Source organism: Brevundimonas vesicularis NBRC 12165 (assembly GCF_001592205.1).
GTDB classification, from domain to species: domain Bacteria; phylum Pseudomonadota; class Alphaproteobacteria; order Caulobacterales; family Caulobacteraceae; genus Brevundimonas; species Brevundimonas vesicularis.
On the sequence record NZ_BCWM01000007.1, the window covers coordinates 108250 to 125508 of the forward strand.

The 17259-nt window shown below is 67.4% G+C and carries 18 protein-coding genes; 5 read left to right on the forward strand and 13 right to left on the reverse strand.

Annotated features, from left to right (window positions below):
* The first annotated feature begins 201 nt into the window (after positions 1 to 201).
* On the forward strand, positions 202 to 354 hold the full coding sequence (locus BVE01S_RS17415) for a hypothetical protein (protein ID WP_240612111.1): 153 nt from the start codon (positions 202 to 204) through the stop codon (positions 352 to 354).
* A gap of 97 nt (positions 355 to 451) precedes the next feature.
* Here the strand turns inward: BVE01S_RS17415 and BVE01S_RS17450 are convergent, their stop codons facing one another.
* From BVE01S_RS17450 to guaB, 7 genes are all read right to left on the reverse strand, one after another.
* Positions 452 to 682 (reverse strand): hypothetical protein, encoded by a 231-nt coding sequence (locus BVE01S_RS17450; RefSeq protein ID WP_370667554.1) that lies wholly within the window; start codon positions 680 to 682, stop codon positions 452 to 454.
* Between the two features lie 176 nt (positions 683 to 858).
* The gene (locus BVE01S_RS17455; RefSeq protein WP_370667555.1) at positions 859 to 1608 is read right to left on the reverse strand and encodes a tyrosine-type recombinase/integrase; all 750 of its coding nucleotides are present in this window, start codon (positions 1606 to 1608) and stop codon (positions 859 to 861) included.
* 391 nt (positions 1609 to 1999) lie between these two features.
* Positions 2000 to 3562, reverse strand: coding sequence for a glutamine-hydrolyzing GMP synthase (guaA, locus tag BVE01S_RS07245; protein WP_066626047.1), 1563 nt, complete (start codon positions 3560 to 3562; stop codon positions 2000 to 2002).
* On the reverse strand, positions 3559 to 4272 hold the full coding sequence (locus BVE01S_RS07250) for a 5'-methylthioadenosine/S-adenosylhomocysteine nucleosidase (protein WP_066626050.1): 714 nt from the start codon (positions 4270 to 4272) through the stop codon (positions 3559 to 3561). Before BVE01S_RS07250 ends, guaA begins: the two co-directional genes overlap by 4 nt.
* Positions 4269 to 5570, reverse strand: a complete 1302-nt coding sequence (locus BVE01S_RS07255) for an RsmB/NOP family class I SAM-dependent RNA methyltransferase (RefSeq protein WP_066626052.1) — start codon at positions 5568 to 5570, stop codon at positions 4269 to 4271. The genes BVE01S_RS07250 and BVE01S_RS07255 overlap by 4 nt, the downstream gene beginning before the upstream one ends.
* Before the next feature lie 9 nt (positions 5571 to 5579).
* Entirely contained in the window at positions 5580 to 5975 is a 396-nt protein-coding gene (locus BVE01S_RS07260; protein WP_066626054.1) for an MAPEG family protein, read from the reverse strand.
* Between the two features lie 6 nt (positions 5976 to 5981).
* Entirely contained in the window at positions 5982 to 7439 is a 1458-nt protein-coding gene (gene guaB / locus BVE01S_RS07265; RefSeq protein WP_066626063.1) for an IMP dehydrogenase, read from the reverse strand.
* A gap of 127 nt (positions 7440 to 7566) precedes the next feature.
* Between guaB and BVE01S_RS07270 the strand changes: the two genes are divergently transcribed.
* Complete coding sequence (locus BVE01S_RS07270) at positions 7567 to 8112, forward strand: DUF2061 domain-containing protein (RefSeq protein ID WP_055753233.1); 546 nt, start codon at positions 7567 to 7569, stop codon at positions 8110 to 8112.
* 4 nt (positions 8113 to 8116) lie between these two features.
* On the opposite strand, the gene BVE01S_RS07275 is transcribed toward BVE01S_RS07270, so the two are convergent.
* Positions 8117 to 8827 carry an RlmE family RNA methyltransferase gene (locus BVE01S_RS07275; RefSeq protein WP_066626066.1) on the reverse strand — a complete coding sequence of 237 codons (711 nt, stop codon included), beginning with the start codon at positions 8825 to 8827 and terminating at the stop codon, positions 8117 to 8119.
* 72 nt (positions 8828 to 8899) lie between these two features.
* On the opposite strand from BVE01S_RS07275, the gene BVE01S_RS07280 reads away from it, so the two are divergent.
* From BVE01S_RS07280 to BVE01S_RS07290, 3 genes are all read left to right on the forward strand, one after another.
* Positions 8900 to 9361, forward strand: a complete 462-nt coding sequence (locus BVE01S_RS07280) for a peptidylprolyl isomerase (RefSeq protein WP_066626069.1) — start codon at positions 8900 to 8902, stop codon at positions 9359 to 9361.
* Positions 9362 to 9430: 69 nt separating this feature from the next.
* Positions 9431 to 10528, forward strand: a complete 1098-nt coding sequence (locus BVE01S_RS07285) for a glycosyltransferase family 4 protein (RefSeq protein ID WP_066626071.1) — start codon at positions 9431 to 9433, stop codon at positions 10526 to 10528.
* Positions 10521 to 11573 (forward strand): glycosyltransferase family 4 protein, encoded by a 1053-nt coding sequence (locus BVE01S_RS07290; RefSeq protein ID WP_066626072.1) that lies wholly within the window; start codon positions 10521 to 10523, stop codon positions 11571 to 11573. The genes BVE01S_RS07285 and BVE01S_RS07290 overlap by 8 nt, the downstream gene beginning before the upstream one ends.
* On the opposite strand, the gene BVE01S_RS07295 is transcribed toward BVE01S_RS07290, so the two are convergent.
* From BVE01S_RS07295 to BVE01S_RS07315, 5 genes are read right to left on the reverse strand one after another with little or no spacing between them, the layout of a single operon-like run.
* Complete coding sequence (locus BVE01S_RS07295) at positions 11519 to 12751, reverse strand: glycosyltransferase (RefSeq protein ID WP_066626075.1); 1233 nt, start codon at positions 12749 to 12751, stop codon at positions 11519 to 11521. The genes BVE01S_RS07290 and BVE01S_RS07295 overlap by 55 nt on opposite strands.
* Entirely contained in the window at positions 12727 to 13965 is a 1239-nt protein-coding gene (locus tag BVE01S_RS07300; protein WP_066626077.1) for an O-antigen ligase family protein, read from the reverse strand. The genes BVE01S_RS07295 and BVE01S_RS07300 overlap by 25 nt, the downstream gene beginning before the upstream one ends.
* A complete protein-coding gene (locus BVE01S_RS07305; protein WP_066626080.1) occupies positions 13950 to 14864 on the reverse strand; it encodes a glycosyltransferase in 915 nt (304 codons plus the stop codon). The genes BVE01S_RS07300 and BVE01S_RS07305 overlap by 16 nt, the downstream gene beginning before the upstream one ends.
* A complete protein-coding gene (glf, locus tag BVE01S_RS07310; RefSeq protein ID WP_066626083.1) occupies positions 14861 to 16009 on the reverse strand; it encodes a UDP-galactopyranose mutase in 1149 nt (382 codons plus the stop codon). The genes BVE01S_RS07305 and glf overlap by 4 nt, the downstream gene beginning before the upstream one ends.
* Positions 15993 to 17243: an oligosaccharide flippase family protein gene (locus BVE01S_RS07315; protein ID WP_066626088.1), complete on the reverse strand. Its 1251-nt coding sequence runs from the start codon at positions 17241 to 17243 to the stop codon at positions 15993 to 15995. Before BVE01S_RS07315 ends, glf begins: the two co-directional genes overlap by 17 nt.
* Positions 17244 to 17259 lie beyond the last annotated feature (16 nt).

The following is a 17259-nucleotide window of genomic DNA, read 5'->3' on the forward strand; positions in this document are numbered from 1 at the left end:
ATCCTTCGGCGTCGCCACGGCCATCGTGCGCATCTGTGAGGCCATCCATCGAGACGAGCACGCAACCGGGGCCGAGCTTTCCAGCCCCGCTGAGGGTCGGCAATCCGCAACGACACGGTGGCGATTTCACGCAAGGGGACGTGCGGATATCTCCGTCGGCGCCTTTCGGATTCCCTTGAGTCTTATTCAAAGGAGAGCCCGATGGCACAAGCCGCCGCACTGCCGCTCAAGCGAACCATCAAGAAGCCCAAGCTTGGTCAGATGGTGCCGCTGGCCGACAGCATCATCTGGGAGATGGAGCAGAAGGGCCAAGTTCCGAAGCGTTTCCTGCTCACGCCGCGCTGCGTGGTGTAGGACCTCGCCGAGGTCGAGGCCTGACTGAAACTTCGTCCGTATCGGCCGATCCCGAGGGCAGCCGGCCCGGACGTCCGCTTGCGGCGCTCGCGCCCTGTCAGACGCGCGGATCAAAGCGTGGAGCCGAGGTCTCCTGCACCGTGACCACGGGTGTGAAGGGCCTGCCGACCTCCCAGGCGTCGACCGCATCTGACCATTGCTGGGCCATATGCCGGCGCTGCGCTTCAAACTCCGCATTGTTGTAGACGCCGCGTGGAGACCGCTTCTCGTAGGCCAGCCCCTTCTCGATCCAGTCTGAGTTGAACCCCATCTCGTGGAGCAAAGTCAAAGCCGTCCGCCGCAGGTCGTGGACCGTGAAGGGCTCGAGCGGGAGACCATGGCTTGAAGCCCGCTCCGCTATGGCGCCGGTCACCCTGTTGAAGGTCGCGCGAGACATCGGCGCGTCGGCGTCCTAGCGCGACGGCAGGAGGTAGCGCGAGTTCCCCGCGCAGGTTCTCAGCGCGATCAGAATGTCCAGTCCAGCATCTGGGTGGAGAGATAGACGTTGTGAGGGCGCGACCGCTTCAGCCGCGCCTTGGGGATCGACCAGACCGCATTGGCGAAGTCCACCTCATCCCACGTTGCGTCCTGCAACTCGCTCTTCCTGACCATGCTCAGGTAAATGAACTTGAGGTCAAGCCGAATGGTCGGAAGCGTCGCGACCTCGCCGAGCAAGCCCGGCATGATCCCGACCTCCGCCGGTGACAGGTTGCGATCTGCGGTCGAAAGGTCGCGATGGACGCTGCCCCCCCCCCCGTCGGCGGGGTTGTCGATCTTGTCACCGTGCAGGATCGCCCAAGCGTAAATCTGTTTGACGATGTCGCGAACATGGATGGCGGTCGCCGGGGCGCCTCGCTCAACGATCGACTTGCAGTGAGCCCTCAGATCGTCTGGCGTGATCTCCGACAGAAGACGATTGCGCCAGTGCGGCAGCACTTCGCGGTTGAAGATTGATCGCCGCCTGTTTCGCGTGCTGTTGGCCATCGGCGCGGTGTCCATCCAGCGGTTCGCGACATGCTCAAAGCTGGTGGCCTCTTTCAAACGCTGTTTCGCCCTTTGCTTTTCGATCGCCGGCGACGCGCCTGCGGCGATGGTGCGCTTGATCTCGAACAGACGCTCACGCGCCTGGGCGAAGCTCAATCCGCCGCGCCCGTGTCGCCCCAGGGTCAGCGTCTCGCGCCGTCCGTTGAAGCGATAGTCGTAGCGAAACGAGATCGCTCCGCCGGGCGAGACTTAGACATACAAGCCGTCCCTGTCGGTACTCTTGGAAGGCTTTGATTGTGGACACAAATTCTTCAGTGCAACGTCGGTGAGCACGGTAACAACACCTCGATCAACGCAAGTGCGGATTTGCCCGATGCGCGAGCAATATTTGTCTTTACGATCAATATGTTGATCGAGAATAATACCGTCACCGTCTTGCGATGAGGCTGACGGTACGAGGGAGATTCCGGCATCGCAACAGGAAGCGATACCGTCGCCGGTGACGACAAAATTGAAGAAGACCCTCCGAATGATATCGAAGGGTCTCGTCAGAATTCATAATTTTGTCAGGCGTTTATCGGGCGTTTCAGAAGCGATACCGAAAGGTGACGAGAGCCCCGAATTACTCCCACTCGATCGTCCCGGGCGGCTTGGACGTCACGTCGTAGACGACGCGGTTGACGCCGCGCACCTCGTTGATGATGCGGGTGGCGGTCTTGGAGAGGACGTCCCACGGGAACTGGTAGAAGTCGGCGGTCATGCCGTCGGTGGAGGAGACGGCGCGCAGGGCCAGGACCTTTTCATAGGTGCGGGCGTCGCCCATGACGCCGACGGTCTTGACGGGCAGCAGGACGGCGAAGGCCTGCCAGATCTCGTCGTAGAGGCCCGCCTTGCGGATCTCGTCGAGATAGATGGCGTCGGCCTGTTGCAGGGTCTCGACGGCGTCCGGCGTGATCTCGCCGGGGATACGGATGGCCAGGCCCGGTCCGGGGAACGGGTGGCGACCCACGAAGGCGTCGCTGAGCCCCAGTTCGCGGCCCAGGGCGCGGACCTCGTCCTTGAACAGCTCTCGCAGAGGCTCGACCAGTTTGAGTTTCATATAGTCGGGAAGGCCGCCGACATTGTGGTGGCTCTTGATGACGTGGGCTTTCCCGCTGGATGAGGAGACGCTCTCGATCACGTCCGGATAGAGGGTGCCCTGGGCCAGGAATTCGGCGCCCTCGATCTTGGCGGATTCGCGATCGAACACCTCGATGAACAGCCGGCCGATGGTCTTGCGCTTGGTTTCGGGGTCCGAAATCCCGGCCAGTTCGCCCAGGAATTCCTTCGATGCATCAACATGCACCAGCGGGATGTTGTAGTGCTCGCGGAACAGGGTCGTGACCTGTTTCGCTTCGTCCTTCCTCAACAGGCCGGTGTCAACGAAGACGCAGGTCAACTGATCCCCGATGGCCTCATGGATCAGAACGGCGGCGACCGAGCTGTCGACGCCGCCCGACAGGCCGCAGATCACTTTGGCGTCACCGACCTGTTCGCGGATCTGGGCGATCTTCTCGTCGCGATAGGCGGCCATGGTCCAGTCGCCCTTCAAGCCCGCGATCCCGTGGGTGAAGTTCTTCAGCATCTGATGGCCGCGCGGGGTGTGCATCACCTCCGGGTGGAACTGAACGCCGTAGAAGCGGCGGGTCTCGTCGGCGATCACCGCATAGGGCGAACCCTCGGATGAGGCCACCACGTCGAAGCCTTGCGGAATGGCGACGATCTTGTCGCCATGGCTCATCCAGACCTCTTCGTTCTCGCCGACGGGGGCCAGGTCGGCCAGCAGGGGCGAGGTCTTCTGAACCGTGATCTCGGCGCGGCCGAACTCGCGGGTATGGCCGCCCTCGACCTTGCCGCCCAGTTGCTCGCACATCGTCATCTCGCCGTAACAGATGCCCAGCACCGGCACGCCGGCCTCGAACACGCCCTGCGGCGCGCGGGGACTGCCCTCTTCATGCACGCTCTCGGGACCGCCCGACAGGATGATGGCCGCCGGATTCATGGCCGTCAGAGCCGCTTCCGCCTTCTGGAATGGATGGATCTCGCAATAGACGCTGGCCTCGCGCAGGCGCCGCGCGATCAGCTGCGTCACCTGGCTTCCGAAGTCGACGATGAGGACCTTCTGGTGGTCTTGCGGCGTGGTCATGGCGTGATCGAATCCGGGGCAGGAAGATGGGCGGGGTCTTGGCGGGGTGGGGCCGATATTTCAAGGGCGGGAAGCTCAAGAGCGGCGGGGCCGTCGGCCTCCAGCACGGCGATCAGCCGATCCAGGGCGACGGCCAGGGTCTCGTCCACATGATGCAGGGTCGAGGTCCAGTCCTCCAACGCCTTCAACTCGGCTCGACCGTCCGACACGCCGCGCAGGGCGATCATAGGCACACCGAAGGTCTGGGCGGCGCGGACCAGGGCCCAGGTCTCCATATCCACCATCTCGGCGTCGATGGCGTCATAGGCGGCGCCGGACACGACGTTCGCACCCGTCGATAGGGAGGCCGTCGGCACGCCGGGGATCGGGCACGGCAAAGGCAGGACGGCGGGCTGGTCCAGCAATGGCGTCACGCCCTTCGGAAAACCCAGCGCGCTGGCGTCCATGTCGCGATAGGCGACGGACGAGGCCTGATAGACCGCCGCATGATCCAGCACCCGCGATCCGCACGAGCCCAGCGATACGATCAGATCCGGCAGATCGCCCGCCGCCTCCAGCCGCGCCAGGGCGGCGCCCAGGCTCACGGCGGCCTCAACAGGACCGACGCCGGTCATCAGCGGCGCGATCCGGGCCTGAAGGTGCGGGCCGTATTCAGCAGGCGCGGCCATGACGTAGAGCAGCGAGACCCCGCCATGCCGCGCCAGCTTCATGCCGCGCGCTCGTAGACGGCGGCGAAGAATCCGTCGGTGTCGGCCGAGGCCGGCGACAGCCGAAGGCGCGCCCCGGACGCCAGCTCGGCGAACTTCGCCTGCGCCGCCTGGCTCAGTTGCGGCGCCGACAGGACATCGGTGACGGCGACCGGGCGGAAGTCGGGATTGGCGGCCTCGAAGTCGTCCACGCTGGCCTCGTTCTCGCGCGCCAGCATCGAACAGGTGACATAGACCAGACGGCCGCCCGGCTTCACCAGCTTGGTCGCCTGGCTCAAAATACGCACCTGAAGGCCGTGCAGCTTTTCGACCTCTTCGGCGGTCAGACGCCAAGCGTCCTCGGGACGACGACGCCAAGTGCCGGACCCCGAACAGGGCGCATCGACGAAGACCAGATCGGCCTGGCCGTTCAGGTCTTCCAAGCCGCCGCCATTCTGACCGATCAGGACCAGCTCCGCCTCGACGCCCGCGCGCTGCAGGCGAGGACGGATGTTCTCCAGCCGCTTGTTGACGACGTCCGAGGCGACCAGCTTGCCTTGCGCCTTCATCGCCTGGGCCAGACCCAGCGTCTTGCCGCCGCCGCCGGCGCAGTAATCCACCACCGTCATGCCGGGTGCGGCGCCCGCCAGCCAGCAAACCACCTGGCTGCCTTCGTCTTGGATTTCGAACCGACCGGCCTTGAAGCCTTCCAGCGCCTGGATGTTGGGCGGCGGTTCCGACGGCACGCGCAGGCCGACGGCCGACCAGGGCGTGCGCGACACGTCCAGCCCTGCGGCCTTCAGTTCGGCCTCGACCTCATCGACCGTGGCGGCCGCATCATTGACGCGCAGGTCGATGGGCGCGCGAGGCGCCATCAGGGCGTGGGCTTCCTCGGCCCAGCGGTCGCCGAAGGTGGCCTTGAAATCCTCGACCACGAACTCGGGCAGGCCGGCGGCGACCCAGCCCGGCAGTTCGCCCTGACCGGCCGTGATGCGGCTGCGCTCCTGTTTGGACAGCGGGCGCGGACCATAGCCGTCACCGGAATGCAGGGCCTCGATCTCTTCCAAGGACAGGCCGTCGATGGCGTGCAGCGAACCGATGACCAGAGCCCGACCGTCTTCACGCCCGCCCATGATCCACGACAGGCGGCCGCGCGCGCGCAGCACCTTATAGACCCTATCGGCGATGGCGCGCCGGTCCTTGGACCCGGCGTAGCGGTTGGCCGTGCCCCACGCCTTCATGACGGCCTCGGCCGGTTGGCGGCCTTGGGCGATGGAGTCCAGGACGGAGGCGGCGGCGGCTAGGCGAGCGGCTGGGGTCAATTCAGGCTTTCAAACGAAGAACAGGGACGCCAGGACCATGACCAGTCCCGCAAGCGAGACCACCCAGACCAGCGACCGGATATAGGGAACGCCGAAGGCGTAGAGCGGCACATAAACCACCCGCGCCCAGAAATAGAGCGCCGCGCCCCATACCGTCAGGGCGCTGGACGCGCCGATGACATGGGCGATCAGCACCGCGCCGATGAACAGCGGCAGGGTCTCGTACAGATTGGCCTGGGCGCGTTCGAGACGGCCGGTCAGCGGCTTCTTGGCCTCCGGCGTCTCGTCGCGCGGACCCGCATTCCATTTCGAGCCGAACTCGGCCGTCCGCGCCCCGGCGGGCAGGAAGATCTGAACCAGGGCCAGGATCAGCGTCAGGGCCAGATAGGTGAGTTCAGTCGTCATGGTCGCCTACCCCTGCCGATAGTTGGGCGCTTCACGCGTGATCATCACGTCGTGCACGTGGCTTTCACGCAGACCCGCGCCGGTGATGCGCACGAAGCGGGCGCGCTCCTGGAACTCAGGAATGGTGCCGGCGCCGACATAGCCCATGGAGGCGCGAAGGCCGCCGACCATCTGGTGCAGGACCGGGCTGATCGGCCCCTTGTAGGGCGTCTGACCCTCGATGCCCTCGGGCACCAGCTTCTCCGACGAGACTTCCTTCTGGAAATACCGGTCCGCCGAGCCGCGCGCCATGGCCCCGACCGAGCCCATGCCACGATACGACTTGTAGCTGCGGCCCTGATACAGGAAGACCTCGCCGGGGCTTTCGTCGGTGCCGGCGAACATCGAACCCATCATGGCCACGTTCGCGCCGGCCGCGATGGCCTTGGCCAGGTCGCCCGAATATTTGATGCCCCCGTCGGCGATGACCGAGGCGCCCGTGCCCTTGGCCGCCCGCGCGGAGTCCATCACCGCCGTCAATTGCGGCACACCAACGCCCGCGACGATGCGGGTGGTGCAGATGGAGCCGGGACCGATGCCCACCTTCACCGCATCCGCGCCCGCGTCGATCAGGGCCCGCGTCGCATCATAGGTCGCGACATTGCCGGCGATGATCTGCAGCCGGTTGTTTTCGCGCTTGATCCGCTCGACCACCTGGGCGACCGAGGCCGAGTGACCGTGGGCGGTGTCGATCACGACCACGTCGCAACCCGCCTCGGCCAGCGCCATCGCCCGCTCATAACCGGCGTCGCCGACGGTGGAGGCCGCCCCGACCAGCAGACGGCCCTGGTCGTCCTTGGCCGCATGGGGGAAGGCCTGGGCCTTTTCGATGTCCTTCATGGTGATCAGGCCGACGGCCCGATAGTCCTCGTCCACCACGATGACGCGTTCGATCTTGCGGGTCTTCAGCAACTCGCGCGCTTCGTCGCGGCTGGCGCCTTCGCGCACCGTGATCAGGTCGCCGGTGGTCATCAGCGAGGCGGCGGTGACGTTCAGGTCGCTCTCGAAGCGCATGTCGCGGTGGGTCAGCATCCCGACCAGCTTGCCGGTCGCCGGATCCACGACGGGGAAGCCGGTGATCTTCTTGCGCGCCACGATCTCGCGCACTTCGCCCAGCGTCGTCTGCGGGCCGACCGTCACCGGATTGACCACCATCCCGCTCTCATAGCGTTTGACGGCGCGGACCTCGTCGGCCTGCTCCTCGATGGTCATGTTGCGGTGCAGAACGCCCAGACCGCCGGACTGGGCCATGGCGATGGCCAGACGGCTTTCCGTCACCGTGTCCATGGCGGACGACAGCAGCGGGATGTTCAGTTTGATGTCGCGCGTCAGCTGGGTCGAGACATCGACCATGGCCGGCATGAACTCGGACGCGCCGGGTTCCAGCAAAACATCGTCGAAGGTCAGTCCTTCGCGTATCTCCATAGGGAGTCTCCGTTTTGCGGGCCGCGTATAACGGGATGCGGGGGTCGGGGGCAAGGGCGATTGCGGTTATAGGCCCGATAGATTTTATTGCTTTGCAACCCCCAGGGCCGCTCACCATTCTCTCCGCATGGTCGGCGTCATCCTCAGCACCGCGCGCAAACTGGCTCTGAAGATCGCCAGCTATGGCGTCATGCACCTGATCGTCGCCATCCTGGTCGCCTTCGCCATCACACGCGACTGGCGCATCGCCTTGGCCGTCGGCATGGTCGAGCCGATCTTTCAGACCATCGCCTACACCGTCCACGACCGCGTCTGGCACAAGGTCGAGCGGCGTCGCATGGCCTCCAATATCGAGGAGGCGACCGAGGCCTTCACCGCGCGCCTCGACATCATGTCGCCCGAGGAACAGCGCCGCTCCCACGACGCCCATCACGGCCACAGCCATGCCCTGCCCCGGTCGTTCAAACAGATTGCGCTGAAGACCGTCACCTATGGCGTCATGCACTTCGCCGTGGCGGTCGCCGTGGCCTACGCCCTGACCAACGACATCCGTACGGCCCTGACCATCGGCATGGTCGAGCCCTTGGTCCAGACGCTCTTCTTCGCCCTGCACGACCGCATCTGGTCCCGCCTCGAAGGTCGCAGAGCCCGCGCGAGCGCAGCCGCCGCCTGATGCGTCAGCGCTTGTTCAGCGCGACCAGAAACACCTCGGCGCTGTCCTTACGGCTCGACGCCGGCTTGACGTATTTCACCGTCTCGAACTCCTCGCGCAGCCGCGCCAGAACCCCGCCGGCGTCTCCGCCCTGGAAGTTCTTGGAGACAAAGTTGCCGCCGGGCCGCAACGTGCGGATGGCGAAGTCGGCGGCGATTTCGATCAGGGCGATGATCTTCAGATGGTCCGTCTGGCGATGCCCGACCGTATTGTGCGCCATGTCCGACAGCACCAGGTCCGGCGCCCCGCCGATGGCGTCGATCAACTGCTGGTCCACGCCCGGATGGGTGAAATCGGCCTGAAGCAGGGTCGCGCCCGGGATCGGCGCGATCATCAGCAAATCCACGCCCGCCACCGCGCCAGCACCCCGGTTCAACGCCACCTGAACCCAGCCGCCCGGCGCCGCGCCCAGATCGACGACCTTTGACCCGCGCTTGATCAGCCGGAACTTGTCGTCGATCTCGATCAGCTTGAACGCCGCGCGCGAGCGCCAGCCTTCGGCCCGCGCCTTTTCGGACCATTTGTCCGACAGCTGGCGTTTGATCCATTGCTGGCTCGACATCGACTTGGTGTCGGCCGTCTTCATCTTGGTGCCCATGCCGCGTCCGGCGGCGGTTCCGCCGGTGGGCGGTTTCACCATCCGGCGGCGTTCCTGGGGCTTTTCGTCTTCGCTCATCGTTCCCACATAGCCCCGACCGGCGTTGCGGGCTATGTCCCGCCTCAAATCAACCCAAAGAGGACGACCGACATGGCCGACACCCTGACCTTCACCCTGGACACCGGCGACGGCGAAGCCCGCGACGTGGTCGTCAAGCTGCGCCCTGACCTGGCCCCCGGCCACGTCGAACGCATCACTGAACTGGCCAAGGAAGGCTTCTACGACGGCGTGGTCTTCCACCGCGTGATCCCGGGCTTCATGGCCCAGGGCGGCGATCCGACCGGCACCGGCACCTCGGGCTCCAAGAAGCCGAACCTGAAGGCCGAGTTCTCGGCCGAGCCGCACGTGCGCGGCGTCTGCTCGATGGCCCGCACCTCGGACCCCAACAGCGCCAACTCACAGTTCTTCATCGTCTTCGACGACGCCACCTTCCTGGACCGCCAGTACACCGTCTGGGGTCAGGTCGAATCGGGCATGGAACATGTCGACGCGCTGCCCAAGGGCGAGCCGCCGCGCAGCCCCGGCAAGATCGTCAAGGCGACGGTCAACTAAGCATGCAATCTTGACGTTTCTCGATGATGGCTTTCAGTTGCAACTCTGAGCCATCGTCGGGGGACGACATTGCGCATTCTTCTGGTCATCGAGCCGTCCGGCGGCGGCTCGGGGCGTCATGTGGTCGATCTGGCCCGCGCCCTGATCGGAAGCGGCCATCAGTTGTCCTTGATCTGGTCGCCGCACCGCGCCGAGCCTTGGTTCGAGGCCGCGGTCGCCGCCCTTCCCTTTCACGCCAATGAACGCCTGCCGATGCGACGCAGCGTCGGACCGTGGGACGTCGCCGCCCTTCATGCCCTGAATCGACTGATCGCCCGCCTCGGCCCGTTCGAGATCGTCCACGGCCACAGCGCCAAGGCCGGCGCCTTGGTCCGCCTGGCCCACGCGCCCGGCGCCGCCAAGATCTACACCCCTCACGCCCTGCCGATGATGAGCCCGGCCAACCTGACGACGATCATCGCCGGCGCGGCCGAGGCATTATTGGCCCGCTCCAGCGACGCCATCATCGCCGTCTCTGAGAAAGAGGCCGCCGTCGCCCGTCGCTGGGGGCTCGGCGGGAACAGCTTGCACGTCGTTCCCAACGGCCTGGCCTCCCCGCCCGCCAACGATCGTCTCGCCGCCCGCCAGGTCCTCGGCGTTCCCAACGACGCTCTGGTCATCGGCTTCGTCGGCCGGTTCTGCACCCAGAAAGACCCCGTCCGGTTCGCCAACGCCGTCCGCCGGGCGAACGCCATCGATCCGCGCATCACCGGCGTCATGATCGGCGATGGCGACCTGGCCCCGTCGGTCAGGACCGCCGCCGGCGACGCCCTACGTCTGCTGGGCGCACGCGACGCTGCGCCGCTGATGGCGGGCTTCGATCTTTTCGCCATGACCAGCCGTTATGAGGCCGATTCCTACGCCATGATCGAGGCGGCCGCCTTGGGCCTGCCGATCGTCTGCACCGACGTCGGCGGTATCGGGCGTCTGATCCAGGCCGGCGCGCACATCGACCGCCTGCCTGTCGACGCCTCGCCCGATCATCTGGCCGAGGCGATGCGCGCCGCGCTGGCCAGCCGCGTCGTTCCCCTGCCGATTGCGCCGGGCCTGCTGTCCGCCTCATGCATGGCCGAACAGACGGTCCGGATTTACCGCGACGCCTTCGCCCGCAGACGCCTAGGTGGCTGAGTCCGTCTTCATCAACGGCCGCTTCCTGACCCAGCCGATGAGCGGGGTTCAGCGCTATGCGCGTCAGATCGTCCGCGCCCTGGACCAGCGCCCCGGTGCCGCCGACCGCTACGTCATGTTGACGCACCCCGGCGCCGATAGCCTGAACCTGCGCAACATCCCGACCCGCAAGATAGGGCGCGCGGGCGGCCATCTTTGGGAACAGACCGCCCTGGCCTGGACCGCGCGCCATGGCCGGCTGCTTTCGTTAGGGGGTTCGGGTCCGGTGCTGCACCGGCAGCAGATCGTCGTCATCCACGACGCCGCCGTCTTTCGTCATCCCGAGCATTTCCGAACAGGCTACGCCGCCTTCCACCGCGCCCTGAACAGAATCCTGGCGCGCCGGGCGCGGTTGGCGACCGTCTCCGAGTTCTCCCGGCGCGAGTTGGCCTCGGTCCTGAACCTGTCGCCCGACAGCATCGCTGTCGCCCCGAACAGCGCCGACCATCTTCGCATCGTCACGCAAGACCCCGCCGTCGTTGCACGCCTCGATCTGACGACCCGCCCCTACTTCGTGGCCCTGGGTAATCTCACGCCGAACAAGAACCTCGCCGTCGCCATCCGCGCCCTTTCCCGCCTTGCCGAGCCTGCCGTTCGGCTGGTCCTCATCGGCGACCGACCCGCTGTCTTCGACCGTTTCGCCTTCCCGGCCGACCCGCGCCTGATCTTCGCCGGCCGTCGCTCGGATGCCGAGATCACCGCCCTGCTCGGCGGCGCGCGCGCCCTGGTCTTTCCCAGTCTCTACGAAGGCTTCGGCATCCCGCCGCTTGAGGCGATGACCCTCGGCTGTCGGGTCATCGCCTCCGACATCCCCGCCACGCGCGAGGTCTGCGCCGACGCCGCCCTCTATTTTGACCCTGCCGACGACGCAGCCCTGGCCGCCCATATGGCTGAGATGCTCAGCCGACCGGATGTCGCTCGCCGCGACGCCGGCCTTCGCCGCGCCGATCATTATGCTTGGTCACGCTCGGCCGAAGTCATCGAAGCCCTTCTGCTCAGCACCTGACGATAGACGGCCCTGTGCGCCTCGACGATCGACGCCTCGGTCCAAGCCGGCGCTCCAACCGCCGCGAAACGCCAGCGTCCAGGCTGGTCCACAGCCGCCTGCATCGCCGCCGTCAGCGCGCCTGCATCCCCCGGTTCGATCAAAGCTGACATGCCCGCCCCCTGCGCCGCCTCCGGCAAGCCGCCGATGCGCGATGCGATCACGCCCCGTCCCTGCTGAACCGCCTCCACGACGCTGCGTCCGAACGGCTCGGCCCACACCGCCGGCGCAACCAGCACATCCACCTTGGGCCAGAACGCCTCCGCCTCCACCTGCCCCAGCCAGACGATGCGCGGGTCATCGTAAGCCCGCCTCAACGCCTGCACGTAATCCGCCTCGCCCCGACCGCCGATCATCAGCCTCCAGTCGCCAGCCAACCCTCTCGTCGCCGCCAGCAGAACCTCGATCCCCTTTTCCGGCTCGACCCGCCCCAGAAACCCGAATCGCATCGTCGGCGCCTCGGCCAACGATGGTCTTGGCGCGATCGCCGCCGCGCCCGCTGCATTGCCGATCACCGACCCTGGCGTCCGCCGAAAATAGCCCGCCGCCCGATGCGTCTCCAGCACAGGCCCGCTCAGCCCGATGACATGGTCCACCCCTTGCGACCGCGCCCGCTTGCCCGCCGTCACCAACACGCACGACCTACACCGCCGCTCGCAACGCCGTCCGCGTCGAAACAGCGACGCCCGCGCGCACAGCATCGACCAGTCCCTCAGCGTCTGCACCAGCGGCAGATCCCGCCGCGCCGCCGCGCGATAGACCGACAGCGAAAACCCCGTCGTCAAATGCAGATGGATCAGATCCGGCCGCACCCGCGCGACCGCCCGATCCACCGCCTGATCCATCAGCGGATTGGCCGCCTCCAGCCCATGCCAGACCGCCCGCCGAATCGCCGATCGCCGCGCGCCCTCATAGGGCCAGTACAGGTTTCGCAACGGCAGACGCTGCACGGGCACGCCGTCGATCCGTTCGTTCACCGCCCCGCGCCCCGGCGTCAGCGTCAGCACGGACGCCTCCACGCCCGCCCGTCTCAGCCCCTGGGCCAACTGCGCCACGCTGCGTTCCGCCCCGCCGACCCGCGCCGGCGGATACAGGGTGTTGACGATCAGCACCCTCACGGCGCCAGCGGCCTTCGCCAAGCCAAGGCGCCGACCAGACAACACAGGAAGACCATCCCCGCCCCCTGCGTCAGGTCCTCTCCAAACATCGCCGCCAGCACATAGACCGACAGCGGCGTCAGCGCGTCCAGCCGCGCCGCCGACGCCAGATGCAGCCCCAGCAGCACCAGCGCGCTCACCACGCCCGCCGTCCGCGCCGTGAACAGATAGCCGTTGTGGCTGACCGACAGCGCCCGGAACGCCCCCATCTCGTCTGCCGACGACCACCCCGTCCCCATGGGGTGCTCCACGACCAGATCGACGGTCCGCCGCCAGGTCAGCATCCGTCCGGCCAGATTGTCCTGCAGCGCCGCTCTGTCGAACCGTCCCGCAAACCGGCCGCCGTCGAGGTCAAACCGCCCCGCCTGCAAAGCCACCGCAACCGCCGCCAGCACAAAGACCGTCAGCGCCACCCCCAGCGGCCGCACCCGTTCACGCCAACGCCAACCGACGACCATCCGCGCCAGCCCGCCCAACATCGCCGCCATCATGCCGCCCCGCGACAGGGTGCTGACGAACCCCAGCGCCGCCACGGCGACGCCGCCCCACGTCGTGCCGCGCCGCACCCAGCGCCGTTCCGCCAGCATCATGCCAGCCGGGACCGCCAGTCCGATCATCGCCATCGCCGCATTCGGATGCTCGGCCAGGGTCGTCACTCGCACCTGCGCGGCCGTCGTGGTCACCATCGCGCGCGGCGACGCCAGCCCCACGGCCAGCAATGGCTCCAGCCCGACCAGCATCGCCAACGCATAGGTCGCCAGGTGACACGCCGCGCCCGCCAGCAAGGCCCAGAGGAACAGCCGCCGCCGTCCTTCATCCCTCAGGATCAGGCTGGCCACAGCCGGCGCCGCCAACGCCGAGGCGATCCACCGAAACCAGAAGGCCGCGTCCCCGACGTTCAGCCGATCACCCCACTGCGCGACCTGCACCAGCAGCGTCATCGCCAGAAAGCCCGCCGCGACCACGCAAGCCGCCCTCAGAACCGGCGCTATGCCTCGCCACGTCACAGCCGCCAACGGCACAGCAACCGCCAGCGCCAGGTCCCCCAGCCGCGGCCCGCTGACCTGCCCCGGCGTCAGAAAGAGCGGCAATGTCACGCCCAGGCCCAGCAGACCCAAAGCCACCCGCTCATAGGCCGCGCGCACCTGCGACCAGCGCAGCGTTCCGCGCCGCGATGCGCTCAGGACGGCCTGCAATGCTCGACCTCGGGATCGAACCGCGCCCCGTCCACCACGCCGGCGACCAGCACCCCGGCCTTGCGCCAGCGTCCGCCCAGCGCCAGCCGACCCGCCAGCCTGAGCCGCGACGCGGCATAGCGCAGCGCAGAGCGCCGTCCCTCGTGCCGCCGCTTGGCCAGGATGACGTTGCGCGTCAGATAGCGATGCAGCCGTTCGCGTCTCGCATCCGGCTCGGTCTCGATGCTCAGCCGTCCCGGCGCCGCGCGCACATGCTCGACCCGGCTGGCCGCGACCAGATAGCCCGGTCCCTCGCGCGACAGCCGCAGCGTATATTCCGTATCGTCGCCCCAGATGAACATGGGCGCCAGCGGCAGGCCGTGCCGCATCACCGCCGCCCGGCTGACCAGGACCGACACAAACGTCGCCTGCCGCACCGGAATCATTCCCTGCTCCAACCGCTCGCCCCAATCGGGGTAGCCCAAGACATTCCACCGCCGGTCGATCTCGGGCGTATTGGTCAGATGCCCCTCAGGCGACCTGACGCTGGAACACAGAAAAGCCGGTGCAATACCGTCCTCGCCCAGCAAAGCTTCCGCCGCCAGCAAGGCCTCCAGCGCATCCGGCGCCGCCAGCACGTCGTCATCCATCAGCCAGACCCGGTCGGCCCCCGCCTCGATCGCCGCGCGGATGCCGGCGTTGAAGCCGCCCGCCCCGCCGGTGTTGATCGGCATCCGCACCACCATCGCCTGCCCCGCCCAGGCGTCAGCCAGCATCTCGGCGGTGCCGTCGTCGCTGGCGTTGTCGACCACCACCACCCCGTCGCAAAGCCGCGTCTGGGCGATCAGGTGCGCCAAGCATTGCTCCAGCAGCGCGCGCCGGTTCCACGTCACCACCACCGCCCAAACCGACGTGCTCATGCCGCCATCCGGGCGATGGCTGGCGCCAGCGATTTCTCGACCAGGCTCAGCGCCCGCCCGACCGCCTGGTCCATGTTGTAGTACTGAAAATCGGCCAGCCGCCCGGCGAACCAGACCTTGCCCGCCAAGGTCGCCGCCATCTCGCGGTATTGCCCCGCCAACGTTCGCGACGCCTCCGTCAGGATTGGATAATAGGGTTCGTTCACGCCCGCCTCATAAGCCATCGGATATTCGGTCACCGTCGCCGTCGTCGACCCGCGCTCGCCGGTCAGGTGGCGGAAATCGGTGGTGCGCGTGAAGTCGAAGTCGTTGGGATAGTTGACCGTCCCGACCGGCAGGCCGTTATCGACGTCCACGACCCGATGGTCGAACCGCACGCTGCGATAGGGCAAGGCCCCGACCGACCGGCCGAAATAGTCGTCCAGCGCGCCGCAATAGACCATCCGGTCCCACGACCCCGCCCCCACCTGATCCATCGGCGTGTTCAGCGACACTGTGATGTTCGGATGGTCCAGCATCCGCTCAAACAGCGCCCCATAGCCGTCGCGCGGCATGGCCTGATGGTGGTCGACGAAATAGCGGTCGTCCCGGCTGACCGCGATCGGCACGCGCGCCGTGACCGAGGCGTCCAGCGCCTCGACCGGCAAACCCCAGTGTTTGGCGGTGTATCCAGCGAACACCTTGTCGAAGACATAGTCGCCCAGTCGCCTCAGATCCGGATCGTCGCCCGCCTTTCGCAGGTCATGAATGCTGGGCCGCGCCCCGAAATCAAACCGCTTGACCAGGGCCTGCGTCATCCGCTCGGCCATCGCGGCGGGAAACAGCGTCTCGATCGAATCCAGATTGAACGGCAGCGGAACCCGTCGCCCGTCCACCTGCCCCTGGACCCGATGGGCATAGGGCCGCCAGGCCGTGAACTGGCTCAGATAGTCGAAGATGCGCGCGCTGTTGGTATGGAACACATGCGGGCCATAGGGATGGATCAGCCGCCCGCCCGCATCGCGCCGGTCGTGCGCATTGCCGCCGACATTGTCGCGCTGATCGATCACCAGCACGCTCTGGTCCAGCCCGCGCGCCAGCCGTTCGGCGACCACCGCCCCGGTGAAACCGGCGCCGACGATCAGCCAGTCATATCGCCGGGACATCGCGCCTCCCGCCGGTCTGGAACAGCGCGCCCCAATGCGCCCTCAGGCTGATCAGACAGGCCGCGACCACCGCCGCCTCGCCGATGATCCGCGCGCCCGCCATGCCGACCGCGCCAAGGCCGGGCGCCAGCACCACCGCCGGCCCCAGCGTCGCGACACAGCCCAGCGCCACGATCAGCGCGAACCGTCCATCCATCCGCAGCGGGTTCATCAGATGCAGCCCCAGCACTTGGCTGACGGCCACCAGCGGCAGCACCCAGGCCAAAAGTCGCAGCACCTCGACGGCGCCCGCAAACCCCGGCCCGAACAACAGACGGATCAGCAGCGTCGCCGCCAGCGTCAGTCCCGCCGCCAGCAGCACGAACGCCCCCGTCGATGCCGCCAGCGTCCACCGCGCCGTGCGAAACGCCGCCGCCTGATCCTGTCCCAGCAGTCCGGCGATCCGGGGCGCAATCAGGCCTGCCAGCGGCCGCATCAGCGATCCGGACGCCGAGACCAGCCGGTCCGCCGCCCCGTAAAGGGCCGCTTGCGCCGGCCCGGCCAGCGCCGCGACAACCAGAACGCCCGCCCCCGTGTAGGCGACGATGACCGCTCGACTGGCGAACAGCGGCCCGCCCTGGATCAGGACGCGTCGCACAAAGCCCCTCTCCGGCGCCTGAACCGTCTGCCGTCGCAACAACAGGATGCCGGTCGCGACCCATCCGACCCAGACGCCGCCCGCCTGAACGGCCATCACGCCGCCGACGCTCAGACCGGGCATCGCCAGAACGACCCCCGTCGCGGCTAAAGCGGAGCCAACCTCCAGCATCGCTGCCAAACCGGGATCGCGAATGCCCTGAAAGAACCACAGCAGGCTGGCCCCCTGCCCGATCCCCAGCACGACCGCCATCGCCACGACGCCGCTCGCCCCTGCCAGAACCGGATTGAAGGCCGCCAGGCCGACGCCGACCACAGCGGCGGGCAGGATCAGCACGCCGCGCATCGCCAGGGCTTGACCGACCAGGACGCCGGGCCCTTTGACGGCTCCGGCGATGTCGCGCGGCCCCGACGCCGATTGCCCGTAATCGACCACCACCGACACCACCAAGGCCAGAGCGATGGCCGAAGCGAACACCCCGAACCCTTCTAGCCCCAGTCGTCGCGTCAGAACCGGATAGAGCAACAGCGGCGAGACATAGCGGGCGACATGCGCGCCATAGACCCAGCCCGCATCGGCCGCGCCGCGCGCCGACATCAATCGGTGCCTGCCA